Here is a 23,868-nt window from a genome sequence, read left to right as displayed (position 1 = left end):
TCAAGCCATGTTGCAAACACCCTTGACAGGATCATTGGACTAGACCAACTTGGCGGCGGGGCACCCCACATGCCCCCTGACGCGTCCCTCACATCCCCACTCCCCCCACGGAGCCCACGTGAACCGCATACGCTCCCTCGCCCTCCTGGGCGCCGCCACCCTGACCGCCGGCGGCCTCACCGCGCTCGCCGCCGGTACCGCGCAGGCCGCCGACGTGAACGTCGTCCGCAACGGAGGCTTCGAGTCCGGCCTCTCCAACTGGACGTGCACCTCCGGCAGCGGCGCGATCGTCTCCTCCCCCGTCTTCGCGGGCGCCGCCGCCCTCAAGGCCACCCCGGCGGGCCAGGACAACGCCCAGTGCAGCCAGACCGTCACGGTCAAGCCGAATTCGACGTACACCCTGAGCGAGCAGGTCAACGGCTCGTACGTGTACCTCGGCGCGACCGGGACCGGCACCCAGGACGTCTCCACCTGGACCCCCGGCACCGGCGGCGGCTTCCAGAAGCTGTCCACCACCTTCACCACCGGCGCGAGCACCACGCAGGTGACCGTCTGGACGCACGGCTGGTACGGCCAGCCGGCCTACGTGGTCGACGAGTTCAGCGTCTTCGGTCCCGACGGCGGCGGTGGCACGGACCCCGCGCCGACCGTCCCGGGCGCCCCGGCCGGCACCGCGGTTTCCGGCCAGAGCTCCAGCGGGCTCACCCTTTCGTGGAACGCCGTCACCGGCGCCACCGGCTATTACGTGTATCAGGACGGCGTCCGCGTCCAGACCGTGACCTCGGGCACCTCCGCCCAGATATCCGGGCTCGCCGCGTCGACCTCGTACTCCTTCCAGGTGAGCGCGTACAACGCGGCCGGCGAGGGCACGAAGGCGGCGGCCGTCACCGGCACCACCACGAGCGGCGGGGGCGGCAACCCGAACCCGGCTGTTCCCAAGCACGCACTGACGGGCTACTGGCAGAACTTCAACAACGGCGCGACCGTCCAGAAGATCTCCGACGTGTCCTCCCAGTACGACATCATCGCCGTCTCCTTCGCCGACGCCACGAGCACGCCGGGCGCCATCGCCTTCAACCTCGACTCGGCCGGCCTCGGCGGTTACACGGTCGCCCAGTTCAAGGCCGACATCGCCGCGAAGAAGACCGCCGGCAAGTCCGTCATCCTCTCCATCGGCGGCGAGAAGGGCACCATCTCGGTCAATGACTCGACGTCCGCGAACAACCTGGCGAACTCCGCGTATGCGCTGATGCAGGAGTACGGCTTCAGCGGCATCGACATCGACCTGGAGAACGGCCTGAACCCCACCTACATGACCCAGGCGCTGCGCTCGCTCGCCTCGAAGTCCGGCTCCTCCTTCGTCCTGACCATGGCCCCGCAGACCATCGACATGCAGTCGACCCAGGGCGGCTACTTCAAGACGGCGCTGGCCGTCAAGGACATCCTGACCGTCGTCAACATGCAGTACTACAACAGCGGCGCGATGAACGGCTGCGACGGCAAGGTCTACTCCCAGGGCTCGGTGGACTTCCTCACCGCGCTGGCCTGCATCCAGCTGGAGGGCGGCCTCGACCCCTCACAGGTGGGCATCGGCGTCCCGGCCTCCCCGAGCGGCGCGGGCAGCGGCTACGTCTCCCCGACCATCGTGAACAACGCGCTGGACTGCCTGACCAGGGGCACGGGCTGCGGGAGCTTCAAGCCGTCCAAGACGTACCCGGGCCTGCGCGGGGCGATGACCTGGTCGACCAACTGGGACGCCAAGGCGGGTAGCGCTTGGTCCAACGCGGTGGGCCCGAAGGTCCACGGCCTGCCGTAGGGGTCCACGGCCTGCCGCAGGCGGTAGGTGTGGGGGTGACCGGACACCGGGATTTTTGGCTGCCACGGTTCGTGGCTGATTAAAGCTGCCAATTCTTGACCCGGACATGCCATGAGAGCACGCTGTGCGCGTCCGCACGGCTACCCCCACACTCCCACCCAGGAGAACGCATGCGGCTCCACCACCGCCGAAGGGCCGCCGTCACGGCGGCCCTTCTCGCACTCGCGCTCGGCGCACCCGCCTACGGCCTGAGCGCGACGGCAGCCCCACCGCCCAGCCCGTCCACCGCCACCCAGGACGAGTCGATCGTCCAGTACGAGATCCAGGGCCCGGCCACGGCGGCCGAACGCACCGCCCTGCTCCGCACCGGCGCCTCGATCGACGAGGTGGACGCCCGCTCGGTCGTCGTCAGCGCCGACACCGCCCAGGCCAGAAGCCTGCGCGCGCTCGGCTACAAGCTGACCGCCCTGCCCGGACCACCGGACCGCTCGGAGGGCCGCAGCGTCGCCACCGGGGCCGCCGACTTCCCTTCGGCGGACTCGAACTACCACAACTACGCCGAGGCCAGCGCGGAGATCGACCAGCGCATCGCCCAGTACCCCTCGATCATGAGCAAGCAGGTCATCGGGAAGTCGTACCAGGGCCGGGACATCGTCGCCATCAAGATCAGCGACAACGTCGGGACCGACGAGGACGAGCCCGAGGTCCTCTTCACCCACCACCAGCACGCGCGCGAGCACCTGACGGTGGAAATGGCCCTGTACCTGCTCAAGGAGTGGGGCTCCAAGTACGGCACCGACCCGCGCATCACCAACATGGTCAACAGCCGCGAACTGTGGATCATCCCGGACCTCAACCCGGACGGCGGCGAGTACGACATCGCCAGCGGCTCGTACCGCTCCTGGCGCAAGAACCGCCAGCCGAACACGGGCTCCTCGGCCGTCGGCACCGACCTGAACCGCAACTGGGACTACAAGTGGGGCTGCTGCGGCGGCTCCAGCTCCAGCAAGAGCTCCGAGACCTACCGGGGTGCGTCCGCCGCGTCGGCGCCCGAGGTCAAGGTGGTCTCGGACTTCGTACGCAGCCGCGTGGTCGGCGGCAAGCAGCAGATCAAGGCCGCCATCGACTTCCACACGTACAGCGAGCTCGTGCTGTGGCCGTTCGGGTGGACGTACAGCGACACGGCGCCCGGAATGACCGCGGACGACCAGGCCGTGTACAAGAAGATCGGCACCAGCATGGCGGCCAGCAACGGCTACACGCCGGAGCAGTCGAGCGACCTGTACATCACGGACGGGACGATCGACGACTGGCTGTGGGGCAACCAGAAGATCTTCGCCTACACCTTCGAGATGTACCCGACGGACTCCGGGAGCAGCGGCTTCTACCCGCCGGACGAGGTCATCGACCGCGAGACCTCGCGGAACAAGGACGCGGTGCTCCAGCTGCTGGAGAACGCGGACTGCATGTACCGCTCGATCGGGAAGGCCGCGCAGTACTGCTCGTAGCGGCTGACCTGCTCCGCCGGCCGGTCCGCTCCGTCGGCCGGTCCGCGTGAGCCGGGGCGCCCCACCGCCAGGGGGGCGCCCCTTCGCCGTCCGGCCGGACGGCCGGGGCTAGGACCTCTTCGCTTCCCCGGCGTTGCGCCAGATCGTGAGGTCGACGGTGATGTACCGGGTCTCCTCCTTGCCGCCCTTGCGGCCGTGGAAGGTCGCCACCGCGATGTGCCCGGCCTTGCTCAGCACGCAGACCTGCGAACCGTCCGTGAGCTCGTCGAGCCCGATCTTCTCGGTGAAGCGGGTCACCGTGCGGCAGGTCTCCAGCGAGCCCTTCTCCGAGTTGCTCAGCAGGACCAGCTTTCCGTTGGCGCTGCCGAACTTCTCGTCGCCGAAGAGGGTGTCCCGGAAGTAGTAGAGGTCCGCGCGTCCGTAGAGAACGCCCGCGCCGCTCTGCTCCTCGGCCGGGCGCGGCGGGTTGTCGGCGAGCATCACCTGGTAGTTCTGGGGCACGTCGATGCCCTGGTACGTGGCCGGCTGCGGGTCGGACGGCTTCTGCGCTCCGCCCGCCGGGGCGCTCCCGCTCGGCCCGCTGCCCGGCTTCCCGGACGCATCGCCCTTGTCGGAGTCCGGCAGCAGGGACCCGACGACCGCGAGCCCGATGACCGCCGCCACGACCACCCCGGCCACGATGAGGCCCGTCCGCCTGGGTCGGGGCTGCGGCGGCTGCGCGAAGCCCGGCGCGTACGAGGGCTGGGCGTACCCGGGCTGCGGATACGCGGGCTGGGCATGCGTGGGCTGCGCGTACGCGGGCTGGGCGTACGAAGGCTGCGCGTACGGCTGCGGGTTGTGCGGCGGTGGCGGCGTCCGGTAGCCGGGCGGCACCGTACCCGGCGCGGGCTGCGCCGGGGCGGCATGCGTGGGCGCCGGGTGCGGGGGCGCGTCGGACAGGGAGGTCGGGGTGTACGCGGGCACGGGCGGCGGGGTCGGCGCCTGGGCGGGCTGCTGCGGCGGCGGGGTGGGGGCCGGCGCGGGCAGCTGCTGCTGCCGCTCGGTGAGGGACCCGACGACCGCCCGCGGCAGCCAGTCCTCGCCCTGGCGCAGCGGCTCGGCCGCGGCGGCGTGGCACAGCGCGATGACCTCGGTCAGGGCTGGGCGGTCGGCCGGATCGCGGCTGAGGCACCGGGTCACCACGGGCAGCAGCTCCTCGGGCAGGGCGCTGAGGTCGGGGTCCTCGTGCACGATCCGGTAGAGCACCGCGTGCGAGGGCCCCTCGCCGAACGCGGAGGCCCCGATGGCCGCGAAGGCCGCGATCTGGCCGAGGGCGAAGACGTCGGTGGCCGCGGTGACGGTACCCGCCGAGGCCTGTTCGGGCGCCATGAACGCCGGGGTGCCGATGGAGACGCCGGTGCTGGTCAGAGCCGTGCTGTCGGCCGCGCGGGCGATGCCGAAGTCGATGACGCGGGGGCCGTCGGAGGCGAGGAGGACGTTGGCGGGCTTCAGGTCGCGGTGGACGATGCCCGCGCCGTGGATGACGAGGAGTGCCTCGGCGACCCCGACGGTCAGCAGCAGCACGCTGCGCGGCGGCAGCCCCCCGTGCTGGGCCACGGCGTGCGCGAGCGAGGGACCGGGCACGTACGCCGTGGCCAGCCAGGGCTGCGGGCCCTCGGTGTCCGAGTCGATGACCGGCGCCGTGTAGAGGCCCTGGACCCGCTCCGCGGCCCGCACCTCCTGCTGGAAGCGGCGCCGGAACTCGGGGTGCTCGCCGAACTCGGGCCGGATCACCTTGATCGCGATGGGCCGGCCGCCGGGCGTGTACGAGAGGTACACCTTGCCCATGCCGCCGGCGCCGAGCACCGCCGCCAGACGGTAGCCGCCCACCACGGCCGGGTCGTCCGCCTTGAGCGGTTGGAAGAAGCCGGCCGTTGACGCTGTGCCCATCAGGAACCATCCCAGTATCAGCGGCGATTCAGCCCTCGCCGACGCCCCAAGTCAACGCAGAGGGTACCCATCCCCGGGCTCAGGCAGGGGAGTCCAGGACCGCGAGGGCGTCGATCTCGATCAGCAGCCCGGCCGGCAGGCCCACGTACACGGTGGTGCGGGCGGCCGGGGCCTCCTTGAGGCCCTGCTCCTCGAAGTAGGTGTTGTAGATGCCGTTCATCTCGCCGAAGTGACCGGTGTCCGTCAGGTACACGCGGATCATCATCACGTCGTCCCAGCTCGCACCGCCCGCCTCCAGGACGGAGCGGACGTTCTCCAGCGTCTGGAGGGTCTGCTCGCGCAAGGTGGGACCGGCGGGGGTCGGCGGCTGCCCGTCCACGTGGGGGAGGAAGCCGACCTGGCCGGCGACCTGGAGGATGTTGCCCTTGCGCACCCCGTGCGAGAACTTCGCGGGGGGCGTGGTGTGGGTGGCGGGGGTGATGGCGGTCTTGTCGGTCATGGCCGGTCTTCCTGTGCGGGGCCCGAGCCTGAGTACTCGCGGCCGATGGTGTCGGCGGTCTGCCGGACGAGCGGGAGCAGTTCGAGCAGTCCCTCGGCGGAGACGACCACCCCGGGTGCGGAGACGGACATCGCGGCGACCACGCGTCCGCCGGGTCCCCGGATGGGGGCGGCCAGGCAGTTCAGGGCCTCTTCGTGGCCACCCAGATCGGTGGCCCAGTCCTGAGCCCGTACGAGGTCCAGCTCGCGCAGGTACGCGGCGGCGTCCGGGGTCGAGCGGGGGGTGTAGGCCGGGTACTCGATCCGGTGCGCGAGGGCGGTCCGCTCGGCTTCGGGGAGGTCGGCGATCAGCAGCTTCGCCACCGCCGCGACGGTCAGCGGCACGGGCCGGCCGATGCGCGAGTACATCCGGACCGGATAGCGGCTGTCGACCTTGTCGATGTAGACGACCTCGTCGTCCTGGTGGAGGGCCAGGTGCACGGTGTGGCCGGTGACGCGGTTGAGTTCGACCAGGTGCGGGTGCGCGACGTCGCGCACGTCGAGGTTCTCGATGGACTCCGCGGCCAGCGCGAAGAGCGAGGCCCCGAGCCGGTAGCGGCCGTCCGGCTGCCTGTACACGAAGCCGTGCTCGTGCAGGGTCCGCAGCAGCCGCAGGGCGGTGCTCTTGTGCACGCCGAGCACCTCGGCGACCTCGCCTAGCCCGGCGGGGCCCTTGGCCAGGGCGGGCAGGATCCGCAGCGCCCGTTCCACGGACTGACTCAACGCCGCGCCCCCTCGTTCCGCCGGGGCCCGTTGACCCGCCGTCATCCGGGATGTTAGACAGCATGCAGCGGTACACGCAACGACCGTTGCGCCATGCACAACAGGCACGGCCGCAACGGATCCGGTGCACGCGCCGCACACACGCGACGCAAGCGCGTCGCACACGCCACGCCATGCCATGCCATGCCACGCCCCGGGAGGCACGCACATGCCCAGCGACCCCGTCCAGGCCCTCGCCCAGGAAACGGTCGACCACCGGTTCAAGGGCCTCCCCCCGGACGCCGAGCGCTCGGGCCTCACCGTCGGGCAGCTCGCCGCCCAGCGGCGGGACCTCTTCTCCGGAGGATTCACCACCCCCGTCCTGACCCTGGACTCCGACGCGCTGAGCCACAACCTCGCCGCCCTCAAGGCGTACACCGAACGCCACGGCCTCGCCTTCGCCCCGCACGGCAAGACCTGCATGGCCCCCCAGCTGTTCCACCGCCAGCTCGACCAGGGCGCGTGGGGCATCACCGCCGCCGTGCCCCACCAGGCCCGCGTCTACCGCGCCTTCGGCATCCAGCGGATCTTCCTCGCCAACGAGCTCGTCGACGCCGCCGCCCTGCGCTGGGTCGCCGCCGAGCTCGCCGCCGACCCCGACTTCCGGTTCGTCTGCTACGTGGACTCCGTGCGCGGGGTCCAGCTCATGGACCGGGCCCTCCAGGGGCAGCCCGCCATCGCCGTCGTCGACGTGGTCGTCGAACTCGGCGCCGGCGAAGGCGCCCGTACGGGGGCCCGCACCGACGACGACTGCCGGGCCGTCGCCGACGCCGTGGACCGGGCCCCCACCCTGCGCCTGGTCGGCATCGCCGGGTACGAGGCCGAAGTCCCCGACGCCGAACCGGAGTCCGTGCACGCGTACCTGCGCCGGCTGACCGGACTCGCCGTCGAGTTCGACAAGGCCGGGCGGTTCCCCGCCGGCCTCGACGAGATCGTGGTCAGCGCCGGCGGCTCCGCCTGGTTCGACGCCGTCGCCGATGTCTTCGCCGAGATCCCGGAGCTGTCCCGGCCGGTGCTCAAGCTGCTGCGCTCGGGCGCGTACGTCTCGCACGACCACGGCTGGTACACCCGCCTGACGCCCTTCAACCGGATCCCGGAGGAGGGCGCCCTGCGCCCCGCGTTCCGGCTCTGGGCGCAGGTGGTTTCCCGCCCCTCCCCCACCCAGGCGTTCCTCAACGCCGGCAAGCGCGACATCGCCTACGACCTGGGCCTGCCCGAGGTGGAGCTGCTCCGCGACCCGGTGAACGGCATCGAGCGGACGCCGGCCGCCGGCTCCGTCCGCGTCACCAAGCTCTCCGACCAGCACGCCTGGGTGGAGACCGACTCCGCCGACGACCTCCAGGTCGGCGACTGGGTGGCGCTCGGCATGTCCCACCCGTGCACGATCTTCGAGAAGTGGCCGCTGATCCCCGTGGTGGAGAGCGACGGCACGGTCGGCGAGTACGTCCGGACGTTCTTCTAGAACCATGGACCTGGTCATCCGAGGGGCCCGCGTCGTCGACGGCACGGGCGGGCCCTCCTACACCGCCGACGTCGGCGTCCACGGGGGCCGCATCGCCGAGTTGGGAAGGATCCGCGGCGGCGGTCGGGAAACCCTCGACGCCCACGGGCTCGTCCTGGCCCCCGGCTTCGTCGACATGCACGCCCACAGCGACCTCGCGCTGCTCCGCGATCCGGACCACAGCGCGAAGGCCGCGCAGGGCGTGACCCTCGAAGTCCTGGGGCAGGACGGCCTGTCCTACGCCCCCGTGGACGACCGGACCCTGACCGAGGTGCGGGCCGCCATCGCCGGCTGGAACGGCGCGCCGCCCGGGGCCACGGACATCGACTTCGACTGGCGGGACGTGGGCGGCTACCTCGACCGCCTCGACGCGCAGGGCATCGCCGTCAACGCCGCCTACCTCGTCCCCCAGGGCACCGTCCGCGCCCTCGCCGTCGGCTGGGGCGACCGCCCCGCGACCCCCGCCGAGCTCGACCGGATGCGCACGCTCGTCGCCGAGGGCCTCGCGCAGGGCGCCGTCGGAATGTCCTCCGGGCTCACCTACACCCCCGGCATGTACGCGTCCGGCGCCGAACTGACGGAGCTGTGCCGGGTGGTGGCCTCGTACGGCGGCTACTACTGCCCGCACCACCGCTCCTACGGCCGCGGGGCGCTCGCCGCCTACGCCGAGATGGTCGAGCTGACCCGCGAGGCCGGCTGCGCGCTGCACCTCGCGCACGCCACGATGAACTTCGGCGAGAACCGGGGCCGCGCCGGGGAGCTCCTGGGCCTCCTCGACCGCGCGCTGGCCTCGGGCGCCGACATCAGCCTCGACAGCTACCCGTACACCCCCGGCTGCACCACCCTCGTCGCCCTCCTCCCCAGCTGGGCGGGCGAGGGCGGACCCGAGGCCGTCCTGGCCCGGCTGCGCGACGACGGCGAGGCCGAGCGGATCCGGTACGCGCTGGAGGTGGAGGGCGCCGACGGCTGTCACGGGGTGCCCGTGGACTGGTCGACGATCGAGATCGCCGGAACCACGGATCCGGCGTACGGGGCCCTCGTGGGCACCCGACTGCCCGACTGGCAGACCGCCCGGCGGCTGCTGCTGGACGACCGGCTCGGGCCGAGCATCCTGCAGCACGTGGGGCACGAGGAGAACGTACGGGCGATCATGCGCCACCGGGTCCACACGGGCGGCTCGGACGGCATCCTGCAGGGGGCGAAGCCGCACCCCCGGGCGTACGGCACCTTCCCGCACTACCTCGGGCACTACGTGCGCGAGCTGGGCGTTCTCTCCCTGGAGGAGTGTGTCGCGCACCTGTCGGGCCGCCCCGCGGCCCGGCTGCGGCTGCCCGACCGGGGCACCGTCCGGGTGGGCCACCGCGCGGACCTCGTCCTGTTCGATCCGCTGGCTGTCGCGGCCGGGTCGACGTACGAGCGTCCCCGCGCGCTGCCGACCGGGATTCCGCACGTCCTGATCGACGGCCGTTTCGTGATGCGGAACGGCCTCAGGACGGACGTCATGGCCGGGCGTGCGATCCGCCGGACCCCGCATCTCGGCCGCTGACCGTTCACCCGGGCCGCCTACGATGAGCGACATGTTCGCCTTTGTCCCTGCCGCGCTCTTCCTCGCCCTCTTCGGCGTGAGCGTCCGGGCCGACCGCCGGCGTTTTCGCAACGCGGTCTACCTGGGCCTCACCTTCATATTCGTGTCGATCGGCGTGCTCACCCTGGTGCCCGATCTGCCTCACGGCCTCGGCGGGATCATCGTCGCGCTGGTCTTCCTGGTCCCCGCGCTCGGTACGGTCGTGCTGGGCGTCTTCCTGATCGGCAACGGACTGACCATGGTCCGCAAGGAGGGCCGCCGCCCGGCCAACCTGCTGTCCTTCACGGCGGGGGTGGGGATCTTCGCCCTGATCGCGTTCGTCCTGACCATGGGCAACCAGGGCTCCCAGATGTGGGACGCGGTGGTGGTGGGCGTGGTCTTCCTCGCCGGGTACGTCTCCTTCCTCTTCCTCTGCTTCCTCGCCTACGCCTACCTCTACGGCCGGATCAAGGTGCGCGGGGACGTGGACTACGTGGTCATGCTGGGCTCGGGCCTGATCGGCGGCGACCGCGTCCCGCCGCTGCTGGCCTCCCGGCTGCGCAAGGGCATGGAGATCCACGACGCCCAGATCGCGCGGGGCGGGCGCGTGCCGCTCCTGCTGACCTCGGGCGGCAAGGGGCCGGACGAGAAGGTCGCCGAGGCGCGGGCGATGGCCGACTGGCTGATCGCACAGGGCGTGCCGGAGGGCCACGTACGGCTGGAGGATCGTTCCCGCACGACGCAGGAGAACCTCGGATTCAGCCGCGGGATCATGCTCGCCGGCGATCCCGGCTACCGCTGCGTGGTGGTCACCAACAACTTCCACGCCTTCCGCGCCGCCATGACCGCCCGCAAGGCCGGGGTGAACGGGCAGGTCCTGGGCTCGCCGACGGCGAAGTACTTCTGGCCGAGCGCGACGATCCGCGAGTTCGTCGCGGTGTTCTGGGAGCACCGGACCGTCAACCTCGGCATCTGCAGCGCGATCGTCGCCCTGACGGCGGCGCTGGCGGTCAACGCCGCCTGAGGCCGGCGCCCGGCCCGAGGTGCGTTCATGGAGGCGCCGCCGGAGGATGGGGCCAGGGGGCACCAGGAGGAGGCAGCGATGGACAGTGAAGCGGACCAGCAGCCCAAGACCAAGGGCCCGGCCAAGCTCTACTCGGGCGGCGAGCGCCCGTACGACCCCGAGGACCTCGTCATGGCGAGCGGCCGGGACGTGACTCCGGAGCGGCTCCAGAAGGCCCGCGAAATGATGGAGAAGGAAGGCCCCGCAGCGATCGAACGCTACCTCCCGTAGGTACGGACCGGGCCGGGGTCCGCCGTGCGCGGCGGACCCTGCAGGGCCGGACCCTGCCGCACCGCCCCGCCGGGGTCAGACGATGCGCTTGTACGCGCAGGTGAAGGTGGCCCCGCCGAAGGAGAAGACCTTCGTCATGCCCTGGGGCGCGGGGGTCCACACGACGGTGATCGCGCCGCCCCCTTCCAGGAGGTCCACCTCCACTAGCCCCTGGTCCCCGGATCCGGTGAAGGTGGTCTTCACGTCGAGCTCGGCCTCGTTCTTCCAGCCGAACCCCACCCCGAGTTCGAACTCCTGGATGATGGTCCGCAGGGCGGTCCGCACCCTCAGCCGATAGCCCGTCGCGGTCGCCGTGAACTCGTCCACCGGCGCGGCACTCACCGCCAGGGCGCGCTGGGCCGGGCCCATGCCGACCGCGCCGAGGTACGCGTCGTAGTGCTCCGGCGAGGTCAGCTCGAACCTGCCGATGAGATGTGGAATGTCCGCTGCCATAGCTCCCACTCCTACCGAAACCGCAGGTCAGACGCCAAATGGGCGCGGCCCGGGTGGCTGGAAACCGAATGGTGACACTCGGGTATATGGGATGACCTGTGCTGCCGGATTGGCTTCATCGCCACCGATTCGTCCGGAACGGAAACGGCCGGATTTCCCGTCATCCGCGGGAGTGAGGCCGCAGCCGCCGGGTCAGGGCGTCAGGCTCGCGAGGTCGGTCTCCGCCGGGAAGCCTCCGGGTCGGGTCAGTCGAAGTCGTAGACCGTGACGGGTATGCCCTTCGTGCACAGCCGGTCGCTGATCAGTGGTTCGACGCGGGACCACTTGCCGCCCGCCAGGCCGCAGCCGATGCGGGGCATGTGGACCGATGCGTCCAGCTCGGCGGCGCGGGTGGCCAGGGTGGCCAGGCAGCGGTCGATCGCCTCGTAGCGGACGGGCGGGCCCGCGCTGCCCGTGCGGATGCCCCGCTGGCCGATCATGTTCGCAACCCAGGTGTCCGGCAGGACCTGGACGAGCTGGACCGCGCCGAGGGCGAAGTCGTTGCCGCTGCGTCCCCGGTGCCAGGCCCGGAACTCGGCTTCGGGCCCGCTCCAGCGTTTCGAGAGCGCGAGGACGAAGCCCTTCCCCCAGCCCCCGAGGTCGTTGCAGACGTGCGCGATGATCTTCGACCCCTTGGACTGCGGGCTGGTCGCGTCCCCCCGGACGATCTTCAGATCCGACACCGACCCCACCCCCGTCTTCCCTCTCCGGAAGGTACCCGGACCCGCTGACAACGCCGGAAGGCACCCGTGCCGCGAGGCTTTCGGCCCCACCCTGCGGGCAGTAGGTCCGCAGTCTGACCGGGTGCGGGTTTATGCGGTTTTAACCGTGTTACAACTGGAACACCCGCCGCAAATAGCGCAATTCCCACCGCTGTTGCCCAGCCCACACAAGCGCTGCCCTGCCTTGGCAACACACCTCGTTTCCTCTGGAGGAAGCACCGTGAGTACAGCCGAGCAGACGGCCCCGTCTGCCAAGAAGAACTCCACCGCGATGGCGGTCATGCAGCGCCTCGGCCGCAGCCTCATGCTGCCCATCGCGGTGCTGCCGGCCGCCGCGCTCCTGATGCGCTTCGGTCAGGGCGACATGCTGGGCAGCAAGTCGCTGCCCAGCTGGTGCAACGAGATAGCCAAGTACATGGCCGCCGGTGGCGGCGCCATCTTCGACAACCTGGCGCTGCTGTTCGCGGTGGGCATCGCGGTCGGCTACGCGAAGAAGGCCGACGGCTCCACCGGCCTCGCGGCCGTCGCGGGCTACCTGGTCTTCGCCAAGGTGCTGGGCACCTTCACCGACGGCAACGTGCCGAAGATCGAGGCCGTCGTCGACCACAAGGTCGCCCTGATCGAGGCACCCGTCAACGCCGGTGTCCTCGGCGGTGTGATCATGGGCATCGTCGTCGCCCTGCTGTACCAGAAGTTCTACCGGACCAAGCTGCCGGACTGGGCGGGCTTCTTCGGCGGCCGCCGCCTCGTCCCGATCATGTCCTCCCTCGCCGGTCTGGTCATCGGCATCGTCATGGGTCTGATCTGGCCGGTCCTCGGCAAGGGCATCCACGGCTTCGGCGAGTGGCTGGTCAACTCCGGCGCCGTGGGCGCGGGCATCTTCGGTGTCGCCAACCGCGCACTGATCCCCGTCGGCATGCACCACCTGCTGAACTCCTTCCCGTGGTTCCAGGCGGGCGAGTACAACGGCGCCCACGGCGACATCGCCCGCTTCCTCGCCGGTGACCCGACGGCGGGTCAGTTCATGACCGGCTTCTTCCCGATCATGATGTTCGCCCTCCCGGCGGCCTGCCTCGCGATCGTCCACTGCGCCCGCCCCGAGCGCCGCAAGGTCGTCGGCGGCATGATGTTCTCCCTCGCCCTCACCGCCTTCGTCACGGGCATCACGGAGCCCATCGAGTTCACCTTCATGTTCATCGCCCCGGTCCTCTACGCGATCCACGCGGTCCTGACCGGCGTCTCGATGGCCCTGACCTGGTCCCTCGGAATGAAGGACGGCTTCGGCTTCTCGGCCGGCGCCATCGACTTCTTCCTCAACCTCGGCATCGCGTCGAACCCGTGGGGCCTGGCCGGCATCGGCCTCTGCTTCGCGGTCGTCTACTACTTCGTCTTCCGCTTCGCCATCACCAAGTGGAACCTGCCCACCCCGGGCCGCGAGTCCGACGAGGAGCTCGCCGAGATCCTGAAGGCCGAGGCGAAGTGACGGTGTCCGAGCCGCGCACTCCCGGTCAGGGAATGCCCTGCGAGGAACGGCGGGAGCTCATCGTCGGCGTGGCGCGGGAACGGGGCCGGGTACGGGTCGGGGACCTCGTACGGGACCTGGGCGTCAGCCGGATGACGATCCACCGGGACCTCAAGCAGCTGGACGCCGAGGGCCGACTGCTCCGGATCCGGTCCGGGGCGACCACCCGGACCGGCCCGGCGGGCAGGAACGGGTCGGCCTAGGGCCTGCCGTCCCCTCCCACCGACGAAGCCCCGCGGCGGGCGCGCCACCCACAGGTGGCCGCGCCCGCCGCGGGGCTTCGTCAGCGCGTGGCGGCATCAGCGGGTGTCCGGGCCGACCGGCCCGCCGAGGTAGCCGTCCATGTCGATGCCGATCCCGCAGTCGGCCGCGAACCTCACCACGTCCGGGGGCAGCCACATCGCGGGCAGCGAATCGTCTTCGCCCCGAGGAGCGAAGGTCAGCACGGCGTGGACGGCCACACGGCAGTCCGGACGCGAGACGAGCGTCCTGATCCGCCCACTGAGCCCGTGACACCGGCGTACGAGGGCTTCGAGGTGCTCGTCCAGGTCGGCGTCGGGTGCGAGCCCTGAGTCCAGCTGCCACAGATGGGGCCACCGGCGCCCGGCGACCGATGACGTCCGCGCCCCGGTCACGCCCAGCAGCGCGACCAGTTGCTCCGCGGTCACTTCACTGCTGCGGACTCCCAGATAGACCAGCCATCGGTACGGGCACGCAGGCTCGGGCTCGGTCACCGACGTCGCCTTCCGCCGCCGAAGGGGTCGTCACTGGAGAACTTGATCGTACCGAACCGCCCTGTTTCCGGGTCGTAGTTGACCGAGACGTGGCGCTTCAGTCCGGTGAAGGTCTCGTCGAAGTGGACGTAGTAGCGCTGCTGTCCCGGTCCGAGCGCGGGATCGAGGTTGTCCGACATGGCCTGCGGCCCGTCGACTCCGGTCCGCTCCCAGCTCTCGATGAAGTCGGTGTTCGGCCGGCCCTCGAGGTCGGCCAGCACTTCCGCCTCGATCTCGGCGTGTGTCGTCGGGTGGTGCGCCGGAGCATCGTTGCCCATGGACGGGTCGTCGGTGTCGGCATGCGGGTCGTCGTGCGCGGATGACGGTTCGTCGAGGCCGCTCCCCGGCTCGTGGCCGGAGGCCCCGCCCGGCGCTTCGAAATCTGCGGTCCGGCCGAGGTAGCCGGCGCTTTCCTTGCCGGAGCCGAAGTGGCCGGTCTTGCGCTGGGCCCAGAGGTTGCCAGCGCGGTCCTCGTAGATGTCGTAGTGCGAGATGGGTCCGTCGACCTGGCCCTCCTTGAGCGCGTGCGGGTCGATCCCGCGTTCGCGCAGGTACGCCTCGGATCGTTTGACCAGGTCTCCGACGGGGCGGTCGGGGGGTACGCCGGGTTCCTGGCCGGGGGCCGTGCCGGGCTCGTGCGCGTCGTGGTCCCCTGCGGATTCGAGTTCCTCGCCGTGCGCGGTGCCCGATTCGGCGGCGCCGTCCGCGGGGGTGGCCCCGCCCTCATTGACGGGCCCCGTCTCGTTGACGGGCCCCGACCCCGACCCCGACCCGGAGCCGGACCCGGATCCGGACCCGCTCTCCGTCATGGGCCCCGTGCCGGAGCCGGACTCCGTCACGGGCCCGGTGCCCCCCGTACCGCCCGAAGGGCCGTCGTGGCCGCCGGCCATCGCGTGGGGTGCGTCGGGGTTTCCGCCGCCGCCTTCGATGACCGTGAACCTCGGCCTCGCGGGCGCGCCGCCGTCCGTACCGGTGAGGGGCAGGGCCTGCTCGTCGGCCTGCGGGCCGTGGCCCGCGTTGTCGTTCGCCGCCTCCCCGCCCTGGAACTCGGGCGGCAGCTCGGCCGGCTCGAAGGGCTCCGGCGCCACGGCGTTGTCGTTCGCGACGGCGTTGTCATTGGCCGCGACCCCCTCCACGGGGGCGGGGCCCTGTGCCGGGGGCTCGGCAGCCGAAGGCCCGGGGGCCTCCACGGGCGCGGGCGCCGGGGCCGGTGCCGGGGCTTCCGCAGGCGACGCGGGCACCGGAGCCGAGGCCGGGGCCGATTCCACCGCCGAGGCCGGAGCCGGAGCCGAATCCACCGCCGAGGCAGGAAGCTCCGTACCGCCGCCGGAACCGCCCGCCGGGGCGGCGTCGGCGGCGCCGGGCGCATCCGCCGCGGGGGCGGACGGTGGGGCGGACTCCGCGGCCGCCGTGCCCGGGGGCTCCGCGGCGGCCCCGGCCTCCGGGGCTCCGCCGCCGGGGGTCATCGCCGTGCCGATCTTCGTCATGTTCTCCGCGAGCATGGTCCCCACCGCGGTGCCGGAGCCGGCCAGCTTGGCCTGGACGCCCTCCATCGCGCCGCCGATCCTGGGACCGACGGCTTTGCCGACCTTGTCTCCCGCGATCTGCATCGCCATCATGCCCATCGCGTTGACGTCCTCGCCCATGGCCATCGACTCGCGTTGGAGATCGGCGGCCTTGGCCGCGGTGGCGGCATCGATGAGGTTCTTGATGAAGACGAGCCCGTTCAGTACGAGGGCCACCTCGGCCGCCGTGACCGCCCACGGGCCGACCGTCGCCGCCACCGTGCTGCAGATGCCGATGACCGGGAGCAGCACGGGCGCCAGCGTGCCCCAGGAGACCAGGATCAGCGCCGCGGAGATCGCGATGATGGCCACCGCGAGCCCGGCGACGGAGCCGAGTACGACCGTGACGCCCGTGGAGATGTCCGCCGCCGACTTCAGCAGGTTGCCCAGGGGATCGCGTCGCCACTGCTCGCGGCTCAGCAGGTTCGCGCCGCCGCTGAGGATCATGCCGAGGCCCTGGACGACCCCGCCGAGCGATACCCGCGGGTCGACGAACCCGCGCAGGATGCCCAGTCCGAACTTGGGCCAGTTCGTCTGTCCGAGCGAGCCGAAGGTGCGGGAGAAGGTCAGGTGCAGTGCGAGGGACGCCTTGTCCGCGGTCCCGAGCGTGGCGAAGTCTCCGTGGGAGGCCTCGTTGATCTGGGCGAGTTCCTGTTGTTTGCGGCGCTCCGCCTCGGCCAGTGCGGCGGCCCGTTGCGCCGCGGTCTGCTCGTCGCCGGTGATCCACGCGGCGGCGTGCTCGAACGAGGGGAACCGCTCCCGCTCTCCGCTGCCGGCGGCACCGCCACCGGCCCCGCCCTCGCCCGCCGCCTCGCGCTGGATCACCGGAGCCGGCCGGCCCGCCCGCCGCAACGCGGCGAGCCCCTCCGGGCCGGCCTCGTAGACCATCCGTACCCGTGGATCGCGCTGCGGCGGCGGGCCGGGCAGTCCCGACAGTTCGGAGCGGTGGCTCTCCTGCGCGGTGTGCAGCCGGGCTTCCAGCTGTACGGAGTTGGCCGTCACCGCGGCCGCCTGCTCCTGCTGCGCGGCCGCGCCCGCCTCGATCTGATCGGGCTGGTCGGCGAGTCCCTCGACCTGTCCGCGTGCCGCCTCGTTCATCGACGTCAGGTCGGCGAGTTTGCCGTCGGTCGCGGCCAGTTGCTGCCGGGTTCCCTCGATCGTCGTCCCGGTGGCGCTGTTGTCCTCCTGTGCCCGCGCGGCCTCCGCCTGCAGCTGCCGTGCGCGCGCTCCGGTCCCGTCGACCGCGGTGTCGATGCTCTTGAGGTCTTCGCCGACCTGGGTGATCTGGCCGGACTGCTGCCGGGACTTGGCCGCGGCCTCGGCGTCCTCGGGGGCCGCGCCGGCCGCGTTGGCGGCCAGCTCGGCCGATTCCCGGGCCATCGGGCCGGTCTGCCCGCGCCCGGCGTCCGCCTGGGCGGCGACGCCGGGGGCACCGCTCGCGACGGTCTGCGCGGTCTCCTTCGAGCTGTCGAGCGCCGTCGCCGCCTGTTCGGCGACCGTACGCCGGTGCGCGACGTGTCCCGACACCGTCTGGATGGAACCCGCCGCCTCGTCGATCCTGCCGCGTGCGTCGGTCAGCGCGCCGCGCAGCCCGAGGGCCCGCGCGCGGTGCGCGGTGGCGTCGACCGCCAGTCCGTGGGCGCTCCGGCGGAGCTGGACGAGCCGGGTGGCCACGGCCGCGGCCGCGGCGTCACCGGCCGGGCCGACGGGCAGCGGCGCCCCCGTGCTGTCGACCGGCTCCGTCATGACCGGGACCGCCACCTCCGGCGGCGCCTCGGGCGCGGTCAGGGCAGCGGCCCGGGCCTGCTCCGCGGACGCCTGCGCGTCCGCGGTGGCCCGTGCGGCGGCCGCGGTGGCGGCCGGGCCGGCGTCGGCCCCGGCGGGCGCGGCCGCGGTTCGCTCCGCCACCACCGGCTGGGCAGGCGCCGCCGCCTCGGTCTTGGTCTCCGACGCGGTGGACCGGACCTGCGAGGCGGGACCGGACACCCGGTCCGGCTGGGCGAAATTGCCCTGCTGCCGGGCACGGGCCTCGGCCTTCGCGGCGGGATCCGGCTGCGGCGGCGGTTCGCCCTCGTGCTCGGCGGCGCTCTCCCGCGCCTCGGCGGCCACGGAGTCCGCGCGGGAGGTGATCTCGGCCCGCTGGCCGCCATCGGCCTCGCGCTGCACAACGGGGCCACTGGTCGCGCCGGTCGCACCGGTCGCGCTGGTCCCACCGGTCGCGCTGGTCCCACGGGTCGCACCCAGCAAAGCGCGGACGGCTCCGTTGCCCGCACGCCGCTGCAGGGCGACGACGGCTGCCGGAGTCAGCGCGGACCGCGGCCGCCCGGCGGCCTCGGTCCCGCCCGGCCCGGTCCCGGGTTCCGGTTCCACGGGCCGCCGCAGTCCCGGGGACCGGTCCTGCGGACCGGTCTCGGGGCGCTGTGCGGGACCGGCCGACTCCGCCATGACGACGCCTCCGCCCAGCTCGGTTGCTCAGCCACCGTAGGGACGGGCCGGGCCGGCGGGAACGGCGTACGAAGACGGGCCGGGGGCAGCATCGTCTGCCCGATCGGGCAGACCTCAACGACCGTCGGCAGTCCTAGACTTCGGACATGGAGACCGGGCCGGACGGCAGGAGGCGCGTGGACCTGACGGTCCTGCCCGCATGGGTGAAGCTGCTGCTCGCGGTCGCCGTGGTCGCCCTGGTCGGCGGAACCGCCCTGCTGCTGCGCGCCCCCTCGGGCCACCGCACGGTCCCGGCGGTGGCGATCGTCGCCGCCGTCATCGCCTTCGCCGTCGCCTCCTGGCACGGCCGGCCCCGCCGCTGAACCGGCTCACAGGTACTCGCGGGCGAACTCCACCGCCCATTCGACCGCCACCACCGGAACGCTGCCCGAGTAGGGGTCGATGGTGAGGCAGGCGGATTCCCAGTCCTTGTCGTGCTCGCGGTGGATGGCGAAGACGGCCGGGAGCTCGGCCCCGCGCACGGTGGCCCAGAACTCGATCGCCCGGTCGTCCCCGTCCGAACCCAACGCCTCGATCACCATGTCCCCGACCGTGAACTCCACTGCCCCACCCCTCAAACGATCTCGTGGCGGCCAGCCTCCCCCGGGGCCGGCCGGGCCGCATGAGTGCGCGTACTCATGCGGCCTACTCAGACCGCCGGGCCCCGGCCACTCGCCAGCAGGCGGCGCCACCGCGTCCGCTCCGTCACCAGGCAGGCCGTCGCGAGCGCGGTCACCACGACCGCCGCCCAGAGCGGCCAGGCGGCCCAGGACGAGGCCACCGCGGCGGCCAGCTGCAGCAGGACCAGGGCGATCGTCACCGCCCCCGGGACCGGGACCATCACCTGGGCCTTGTCCCCCGGAGTGGCGAAAACCGTCGGGAGGCCGATCAGGAGCACCACGGAGGCCACCGCCGCCGTCACCGACCAGCCGGCCAGGGCCCAGGGCGTGGCCACCCAGGCGCACAGCTCCGTCGCGAACCGCAGTACCGAGGCGATGTCCGCGTCCGGACCGCCCCCGCTCCCGCTCCCGCTCCCGGCTCCGCCGGCCTGGGCCGCTTCCCCATCGTCCATCTCCCGCTCCCCCCACTCTTCTTGATCACCATCCCGCGCCGCGCACACCCTAGGAGCAGACAGGGTGACGAGCGCAACACCGTTCCGGCCCCCTCCCCCGCCCCCACTCATTCCGCAGGCCGGAGCGCGGGGGCGGCCCCGGTTTCCAAGGGCGTGCGGCGCTCGCACCCAGCCTTCGCACGAAAGGGGACATTTCGGTCCGCTGCCCACCCCGCCGCTCCTGGGCAAATAGCGGAGCGCCCCCGCACGCGGACCCGTAAGCTCCCGTCATGCAGGTGATCCAGTCAACGAAACTCGCCAATGTCTGCTACGAAATCCGCGGCCCCGTGCTCGAAGAGGCCATGCGACTCGAAGCAGCAGGTCATCGCATCCTCAAGCTCAACACCGGCAACCCCGCGGCCTTCGGCTTCGAGTGCCCGCCGGAGATCCTTGAGGACATGCTCCGCAACCTGGGCAACGCCCACGGGTACGGGGACGCGAAGGGGCTGCTCTCCGCGCGCCGTGCGGTGATGCAGCACTACCAGACCAAGGGCATCGACCTGGACGTCGAAGACGTCTACATCGGCAACGGCGTCTCCGAGCTGATCCAGATGTCGATGCAGGCGCTGCTCGACGACGGCGACGAGGTGCTCGTCCCGGCGCCGGACTATCCGCTGTGGACCGCCTCCGTCAGCCTGGCCGGCGGCACCGCCGTCCACTACCGGTGCGACGAGCAGTCCGACTGGATGCCGGACCTCGCCGACATCGAGCGCAAGGTCACCGACCGCACCCGCGCGATCGTGATCATCAACCCGAACAACCCGACCGGCGCCGTCTACGACGACGAGATGCTGCGTGGGCTCACGGACATCGCCCGCCGCCACAACCTGATCGTGTGCTCGGACGAGATCTACGACCGGATCCTCTACGACGGCGCCACCCACACGAACACCGCCGCGATCGCCCCGGACCTGCTGACGCTCACCTTCAACGGGCTCTCCAAGAACTACCGCGTCGCCGGCTACCGGTCCGGCTGGATGGCCGTGTGCGGGCCCAAGAAGCACGCCTCGTCGTACATCGAGGGCCTGACGATCCTGGCCAACATGCGCCTGTGCGCGAACATGCCCTCACAGCACGCCATCGCCACCGCGCTCGGCGGACGCCAGTCGATCAACGACCTGGTCCTGCCCGGCGGGCGGATCCTGGAGCAGCGCGACACGGCGTACGACCTGCTGACGCAGATCCCCGGCATCACCTGCGTGAAGCCCAAGGGCGCGCTGTACCTCTTCCCGAAACTGGACCCCTCGGTCTACAAGATCAAGGACGACCGGCAGATGGTCCTCGACCTGCTGCGCGAGGAAAAGATCATGGTCGTGCACGGTACGGGCTTCAACTGGCCCGAACCCGATCACTTCCGGATCGTGACCCTGCCCAACGCCAAGGACCTGGCCGACGCAGTGACCCGGATCGGGAACTTCCTGGACGGCTACAGCCAGCCGTAGCGGCCCCGGACGGCCCGACGCGCAGGTCGACCAAGATTCAACTCAACTTTAGACCGAATCCAATGTAGGATGGTCTCCTGACCACGCAGGAGGCCACCTCATGTACGAGCCGATCCGGACCAAGCCGGTCGATCCCCGCATGGGCAGCCGCCCCGCCGAGTACCCCCACAGCAGCCGCGGCGAAGCGCTGGACATCCAGCTCGGCGGCCATCTCGCGGCGCTGCTCGCCGTCACCGACGAGCTGGGGCTCGAAGAGGCCGCCGCGGACATCGCCCACCAGGTGGCCCGGCTGCGCGGAGCGCAGCCCGCCCGTGCGACCCACCGCCCCGGCCGGGGCTCCGGGGACGCCGCCTCGCTGCACCAGCGGGCCCACGACCTCGCCGCCCGCGCCCTGCTCGTCGCCGCGTCCCGCGCCGACACCACCGTCGCGATCCTCGCCGCCGAGCGCATGGACGCGCACACCGCCGCGCTCGACCTCGTCGGCGCCCACTGACGGCCCCGGTCCGGGGCCGCGGAGGCTCCGGACCGGGCGCCATTGCCCTGCGGGGCTGGACCTGCAACCCGCCTCTCCTCGGCTCGGCCGGACCGGGAAAGACCTGGGGCTCCGCCCCAGACCCCGCGCCTCAAACGCCGGCGGGGCTGGATTTGGCCGACGAGGCTGGATCCCAAGCGCGGGCCCGACAGGTTGCAGGGGTAGCGGGGTTTCTGTGCAGCCGGTACAACATGTCTGACAACTGCCTTGCCGGGGGGAATCAGACGATGCACCAGCCGAACGTGTTGCGCCGCACCGGGGTGGTCCTGGCCCTGCTGCTCGGGACCGCGCTCTTCGCCGGGCCGGTGGCCGCGCAGGCCGCCCCCCGGGCCCAGCAGGCCTCGTACTCCCAGCAGTTGGGGCAGGCTGCGCAGCAGCGCTCCGCGCTCGGCAGCGGGCACTCGCTCGTGCAGGGGCACCCGGCCAAGGCCTCCGAGTCGACGACCGGGAAGCCGAAGAAGTCCAAGAAGTCCAAGAAGAAGGGCTTCAAGGCGGCCGGAATCATCTTCCTCATCCTCGGCATCGTCTTCATCGTGCTCGTGGGCCTGCTCATCTGGTTCCTCGTGCAGCGCTCCCGCAACCGCCACTGAGCCGCCGGAGCCCCGGGAACCGCCGGGCAGGCCGTCCTACGGAGCCGCCGTGAACTCGGCGGCCGCCACCCCGCACCACGGGACCGCGTCCGGAGGCCAGACCGGCCCCAGCGAGTCCCCGTGCTCCGTCGCGCCCGGGGCCACGCCCGGGATCTTGACCAGGGCCTGGGCCCAGCGGTCGCCCGGAGCCCGGGTCTCCTTCTCGCGGAACTCCACGGTGACCACGTAGGCCCCCGCCCCCGGGAAGCGGTTCACCGCCTCCACCGAGGCCGCGATACGGCGGCTTGCCGGATCGATTCGGCAGTCGGTGATCCGGACGTCCTCCCGCGCCGCCGAAGCGGCCCGCGGTGCCGGCACGCCCCCGGCCCACACGTACAACCCCAGCGGGGCGAACACCAGCATTCCCGCCACACACACCAGGGCCACCAGCCAGCCCTGCCATTTCAACGCGCTCACGGCCATGGCACGATCCTCCCGGCAGCCCGCCCCGGCCACCAGCACCCACGAAGTCACACAGCATTTCGAAGTGGGACCGCCTGGCCACCCTCCGTTCACTCAACTCAGCGCGGAATGTGGGTTTCCGCGAGCACTCTGCACCCGTGAGACGCATCCTAGGAATCGCCCTGGCGGTCCTCCTGATCGGCGGCGTGATAGCCGCCATCGCTCTCGGGGGCAAGAAGCCGGAGGGCACGGCAACGAAGACCGTGCATGGCGTCATCGGTTCGGAGAAGTCCGAGTTCTTCCGCGACCCCGACGTCGTCAAGGCCCTTAAGGACAAGGGCTACACCGTGAAGACGGAGACTTCGGGCTCCTGGGCGATGGACCAACTCGCCCTGAAGGAATTCGACTTCGCCTTCCCCAGCAGCAACGAACCGGCCGCCGAGATCGAGGCCGCGGCCGGGGTGAAGGGCGCCCAGACCACCAAGCCCTTCTTCTCCCCGCTCGTCGTCATCGCCCGCGCCAACGCCGCCAAGGTGCTCACCGAGCACGGCCTCGCCAAGACGACCGGCAAGAACACCGGCACGCTCCTCCTCGGCCCCTACCTGAAGGCCGTGGACGGGCAGAAGAGCTGGCAGGAACTCCAGGGCGGCACCAGCGCCTTCCCCGAGCTGAACGGCACGGTGTTCATCCGGACCACCGATCCGACCACCTCCAACTCGGGCGCGCTGTTCCTCGCCACCACCTCGAACGTCGCCAACAACTCCACCGTCGTCTCCGACGACGCCGGAGTCGAACGCACCGCGCCCCTGATGCGCAAGACGATCTCCGTCCAGGGCGCCATGCCGCAGTCCACCGACGACCCCTTCCGGGCCTTCCTCAGCGGCAGCGGCGAACCGCTCATCCTCGCCTACGAGTCCCAGGTGGCCAGCCTGCTCCTCCAGAAGCAGGATCCGGGCGACATGGTGGTCCTCTACCCGGACACCACCGTCAACTCCCCGCACACCTTCGTGCCGATCAGCGAGAACGCCAAGGACCTCGGCGCCCTCCTGGTCTCCGACCCGGCCCTGCGCGCGCTGGAGATCCGCCACGGCTTCCGGCCGCAGGAGGGACTGGCGGAATTCACCGCCGCGACCGCGCCGTACACCGCGTACCTCAACCCGGGGCTGACCGGCATCCGCCAGGTCGGCGCCCCGACCGTCAAGATCCTGATGGCGCTGGCCGCGCGCGCCAAGGGATAGGGGGAC

Annotated in this window: 23 protein-coding genes; 13 read left to right on the top strand and 10 right to left on the bottom strand. The window is 71.8% G+C overall.

Translation table 11 applies throughout. From position 1 onward, the window contains the following. The first annotated feature begins 118 nt into the window (after positions 1-118). Together AC3IYJ_RS24880 and AC3IYJ_RS24875 are read left to right on the top strand one after the other, a co-directional pair. The gene (locus AC3IYJ_RS24880; protein ID WP_489396965.1) at positions 119-1,816 is read left to right on the top strand and encodes a chitinase; all 1,698 of its coding nucleotides are present in this window, start codon (positions 119-121) and stop codon (positions 1,814-1,816) included. A 170-nt stretch (positions 1,817-1,986) separates the two neighbouring features. Then, a complete protein-coding gene (locus AC3IYJ_RS24875) occupies positions 1,987-3,324 on the top strand; it encodes a M14 family metallopeptidase (protein ID WP_489396964.1) in 1,338 nt (445 codons plus the stop codon). Between the two features lie 108 nt (positions 3,325-3,432). Here AC3IYJ_RS24875 and AC3IYJ_RS24870 read toward each other — a convergent pair whose 3' ends face one another. The 3 genes from AC3IYJ_RS24870 to AC3IYJ_RS24860 form a co-directional block, all read right to left on the bottom strand. After that, entirely contained in the window at positions 3,433-5,253 is a 1,821-nt protein-coding gene (locus tag AC3IYJ_RS24870; RefSeq protein ID WP_489396963.1) for a serine/threonine-protein kinase, read from the bottom strand. A gap of 79 nt (positions 5,254-5,332) precedes the next feature. Further along, entirely contained in the window at positions 5,333-5,752 is a 420-nt protein-coding gene (locus AC3IYJ_RS24865; RefSeq protein WP_489396962.1) for a RidA family protein, read from the bottom strand. Next, a complete protein-coding gene (locus AC3IYJ_RS24860; RefSeq protein ID WP_489396961.1) occupies positions 5,749-6,513 on the bottom strand; it encodes an IclR family transcriptional regulator in 765 nt (254 codons plus the stop codon). Before AC3IYJ_RS24860 ends, AC3IYJ_RS24865 begins: the two co-directional genes overlap by 4 nt. 208 nt (positions 6,514-6,721) lie before the next feature. Between AC3IYJ_RS24860 and AC3IYJ_RS24855 the strand changes: the two genes are divergently transcribed. From AC3IYJ_RS24855 to AC3IYJ_RS24840, 4 genes are all read left to right on the top strand, one after another. Further along, positions 6,722-8,014: an amino acid deaminase gene (locus AC3IYJ_RS24855; protein WP_489396960.1), complete on the top strand. Its 1,293-nt coding sequence runs from the start codon at positions 6,722-6,724 to the stop codon at positions 8,012-8,014. A gap of 4 nt (positions 8,015-8,018) precedes the next feature. Beyond that, positions 8,019-9,599, top strand: coding sequence for an N-acyl-D-amino-acid deacylase family protein (locus AC3IYJ_RS24850; RefSeq protein ID WP_489396959.1), 1,581 nt, complete (start codon positions 8,019-8,021; stop codon positions 9,597-9,599). Between the two features lie 31 nt (positions 9,600-9,630). Continuing rightward, the gene (locus tag AC3IYJ_RS24845) at positions 9,631-10,641 is read left to right on the top strand and encodes a YdcF family protein (protein WP_489396958.1); all 1,011 of its coding nucleotides are present in this window, start codon (positions 9,631-9,633) and stop codon (positions 10,639-10,641) included. A gap of 78 nt (positions 10,642-10,719) precedes the next feature. Continuing rightward, on the top strand, positions 10,720-10,911 hold the full coding sequence (locus tag AC3IYJ_RS24840) for a hypothetical protein (RefSeq protein WP_489396957.1): 192 nt from the start codon (positions 10,720-10,722) through the stop codon (positions 10,909-10,911). A gap of 75 nt (positions 10,912-10,986) precedes the next feature. Here the strand turns inward: AC3IYJ_RS24840 and AC3IYJ_RS24835 are convergent, their stop codons facing one another. Next, a complete protein-coding gene (locus AC3IYJ_RS24835; RefSeq protein ID WP_489396956.1) occupies positions 10,987-11,403 on the bottom strand; it encodes a lipocalin/fatty-acid binding family protein in 417 nt (138 codons plus the stop codon). Between the two features lie 245 nt (positions 11,404-11,648). Beyond that, the gene (locus AC3IYJ_RS24830; RefSeq protein ID WP_489396955.1) at positions 11,649-12,125 is read right to left on the bottom strand and encodes a macro domain-containing protein; all 477 of its coding nucleotides are present in this window, start codon (positions 12,123-12,125) and stop codon (positions 11,649-11,651) included. Between the two features lie 310 nt (positions 12,126-12,435). Between AC3IYJ_RS24830 and AC3IYJ_RS24825 the strand changes: the two genes are divergently transcribed. After that, positions 12,436-13,647, top strand: a complete 1,212-nt coding sequence (locus AC3IYJ_RS24825; protein WP_489402914.1) for a PTS transporter subunit EIIC — start codon at positions 12,436-12,438, stop codon at positions 13,645-13,647. 2 nt (positions 13,648-13,649) lie between these two features. Continuing rightward, a complete protein-coding gene (locus tag AC3IYJ_RS24820) occupies positions 13,650-13,889 on the top strand; it encodes a DUF977 family protein (RefSeq protein WP_489396954.1) in 240 nt (79 codons plus the stop codon). Positions 13,890-13,985: 96 nt separating this feature from the next. On the opposite strand, the gene AC3IYJ_RS24815 is transcribed toward AC3IYJ_RS24820, so the two are convergent. Together AC3IYJ_RS24815 and AC3IYJ_RS24810 are read right to left on the bottom strand one after the other, a co-directional pair. Further along, positions 13,986-14,420: a DUF4279 domain-containing protein gene (locus AC3IYJ_RS24815; RefSeq protein WP_489396953.1), complete on the bottom strand. Its 435-nt coding sequence runs from the start codon at positions 14,418-14,420 to the stop codon at positions 13,986-13,988. Next, positions 14,417-18,469 (bottom strand): polymorphic toxin type 33 domain-containing protein, encoded by a 4,053-nt coding sequence (locus AC3IYJ_RS24810; RefSeq protein WP_489396952.1) that lies wholly within the window; start codon positions 18,467-18,469, stop codon positions 14,417-14,419. The genes AC3IYJ_RS24815 and AC3IYJ_RS24810 overlap by 4 nt, the downstream gene beginning before the upstream one ends. Positions 18,470-18,615: 146 nt before the next feature. Between AC3IYJ_RS24810 and AC3IYJ_RS24805 the strand changes: the two genes are divergently transcribed. Continuing rightward, the gene (locus tag AC3IYJ_RS24805) at positions 18,616-18,831 is read left to right on the top strand and encodes a hypothetical protein (protein ID WP_489396951.1); all 216 of its coding nucleotides are present in this window, start codon (positions 18,616-18,618) and stop codon (positions 18,829-18,831) included. A gap of 6 nt (positions 18,832-18,837) precedes the next feature. Here AC3IYJ_RS24805 and AC3IYJ_RS24800 read toward each other — a convergent pair whose 3' ends face one another. Together AC3IYJ_RS24800 and AC3IYJ_RS24795 are read right to left on the bottom strand one after the other, a co-directional pair. Beyond that, a complete protein-coding gene (locus tag AC3IYJ_RS24800) occupies positions 18,838-19,071 on the bottom strand; it encodes a hypothetical protein (RefSeq protein WP_489396950.1) in 234 nt (77 codons plus the stop codon). An 86-nt stretch (positions 19,072-19,157) separates the two neighbouring features. Next, complete coding sequence (locus AC3IYJ_RS24795; protein WP_489396949.1) at positions 19,158-19,580, bottom strand: hypothetical protein; 423 nt, start codon at positions 19,578-19,580, stop codon at positions 19,158-19,160. A 269-nt stretch (positions 19,581-19,849) separates the two neighbouring features. On the opposite strand from AC3IYJ_RS24795, the gene AC3IYJ_RS24790 reads away from it, so the two are divergent. From AC3IYJ_RS24790 to AC3IYJ_RS24780, 3 genes are all read left to right on the top strand, one after another. Next, positions 19,850-21,061 carry a pyridoxal phosphate-dependent aminotransferase gene (locus tag AC3IYJ_RS24790; protein WP_215033672.1) on the top strand — a complete coding sequence of 404 codons (1,212 nt, stop codon included), beginning with the start codon at positions 19,850-19,852 and terminating at the stop codon, positions 21,059-21,061. A 100-nt stretch (positions 21,062-21,161) separates the two neighbouring features. After that, positions 21,162-21,554, top strand: coding sequence for an SCO4983 family protein (locus AC3IYJ_RS24785; RefSeq protein WP_489396948.1), 393 nt, complete (start codon positions 21,162-21,164; stop codon positions 21,552-21,554). 266 nt (positions 21,555-21,820) lie between these two features. Then, the gene (locus tag AC3IYJ_RS24780) at positions 21,821-22,183 is read left to right on the top strand and encodes a hypothetical protein (protein WP_489396947.1); all 363 of its coding nucleotides are present in this window, start codon (positions 21,821-21,823) and stop codon (positions 22,181-22,183) included. A gap of 36 nt (positions 22,184-22,219) precedes the next feature. On the opposite strand, the gene AC3IYJ_RS24775 is transcribed toward AC3IYJ_RS24780, so the two are convergent. After that, positions 22,220-22,645 carry a hypothetical protein gene (locus tag AC3IYJ_RS24775; RefSeq protein ID WP_489396946.1) on the bottom strand — a complete coding sequence of 142 codons (426 nt, stop codon included), beginning with the start codon at positions 22,643-22,645 and terminating at the stop codon, positions 22,220-22,222. A gap of 137 nt (positions 22,646-22,782) precedes the next feature. Between AC3IYJ_RS24775 and AC3IYJ_RS24770 the strand changes: the two genes are divergently transcribed. Then, on the top strand, positions 22,783-23,862 hold the full coding sequence (locus AC3IYJ_RS24770; RefSeq protein WP_489396945.1) for a substrate-binding domain-containing protein: 1,080 nt from the start codon (positions 22,783-22,785) through the stop codon (positions 23,860-23,862). Positions 23,863-23,868 lie beyond the last annotated feature (6 nt).

The organism is Streptomyces sp. GL_140, from assembly GCF_057834465.1.
The sequence above is the reverse complement of the archived record's forward strand: the minus strand, read 5'-3'. Positions and strand labels throughout refer to the sequence as shown.

What these genes read in the sequence shown, in the direction of transcription:
- AC3IYJ_RS24875 (WP_489396964.1), top strand. Translation starts at nt 1,987, where the DNA reads ATGCGGCTCCACCACCGCCGAAGGGCCGCCGTCACGGCGGCCCTTCTC.
- AC3IYJ_RS24870 (WP_489396963.1), bottom strand. Translation starts at nt 5,253, where the DNA reads ATGGGCACAGCGTCAACGGCCGGCTTCTTCCAACCGCTCAAGGCGGAC.
- AC3IYJ_RS24865 (WP_489396962.1), bottom strand. Translation starts at nt 5,752, where the DNA reads ATGACCGACAAGACCGCCATCACCCCCGCCACCCACACCACGCCCCCC.
- AC3IYJ_RS24855 (WP_489396960.1), top strand. Translation starts at nt 6,722, where the DNA reads ATGCCCAGCGACCCCGTCCAGGCCCTCGCCCAGGAAACGGTCGACCAC.
- AC3IYJ_RS24850 (WP_489396959.1), top strand. Translation starts at nt 8,019, where the DNA reads ATGGACCTGGTCATCCGAGGGGCCCGCGTCGTCGACGGCACGGGCGGG.
- AC3IYJ_RS24845 (WP_489396958.1), top strand. Translation starts at nt 9,631, where the DNA reads ATGTTCGCCTTTGTCCCTGCCGCGCTCTTCCTCGCCCTCTTCGGCGTG.
- AC3IYJ_RS24840 (WP_489396957.1), top strand. Translation starts at nt 10,720, where the DNA reads ATGGACAGTGAAGCGGACCAGCAGCCCAAGACCAAGGGCCCGGCCAAG.
- AC3IYJ_RS24835 (WP_489396956.1), bottom strand. Translation starts at nt 11,403, where the DNA reads ATGGCAGCGGACATTCCACATCTCATCGGCAGGTTCGAGCTGACCTCG.
- AC3IYJ_RS24825 (WP_489402914.1), top strand. Translation starts at nt 12,436, where the DNA reads ATGGCGGTCATGCAGCGCCTCGGCCGCAGCCTCATGCTGCCCATCGCG.
- AC3IYJ_RS24810 (WP_489396952.1), bottom strand. Translation starts at nt 18,469, where the DNA reads ATGGCGGAGTCGGCCGGTCCCGCACAGCGCCCCGAGACCGGTCCGCAG.
- AC3IYJ_RS24805 (WP_489396951.1), top strand. Translation starts at nt 18,616, where the DNA reads ATGGAGACCGGGCCGGACGGCAGGAGGCGCGTGGACCTGACGGTCCTG.
- AC3IYJ_RS24795 (WP_489396949.1), bottom strand. Translation starts at nt 19,580, where the DNA reads ATGGACGATGGGGAAGCGGCCCAGGCCGGCGGAGCCGGGAGCGGGAGC.
- AC3IYJ_RS24790 (WP_215033672.1), top strand. Translation starts at nt 19,850, where the DNA reads ATGCAGGTGATCCAGTCAACGAAACTCGCCAATGTCTGCTACGAAATC.
- AC3IYJ_RS24785 (WP_489396948.1), top strand. Translation starts at nt 21,162, where the DNA reads ATGTACGAGCCGATCCGGACCAAGCCGGTCGATCCCCGCATGGGCAGC.
- AC3IYJ_RS24780 (WP_489396947.1), top strand. Translation starts at nt 21,821, where the DNA reads ATGCACCAGCCGAACGTGTTGCGCCGCACCGGGGTGGTCCTGGCCCTG.
- AC3IYJ_RS24775 (WP_489396946.1), bottom strand. Translation starts at nt 22,645, where the DNA reads ATGGCCGTGAGCGCGTTGAAATGGCAGGGCTGGCTGGTGGCCCTGGTG.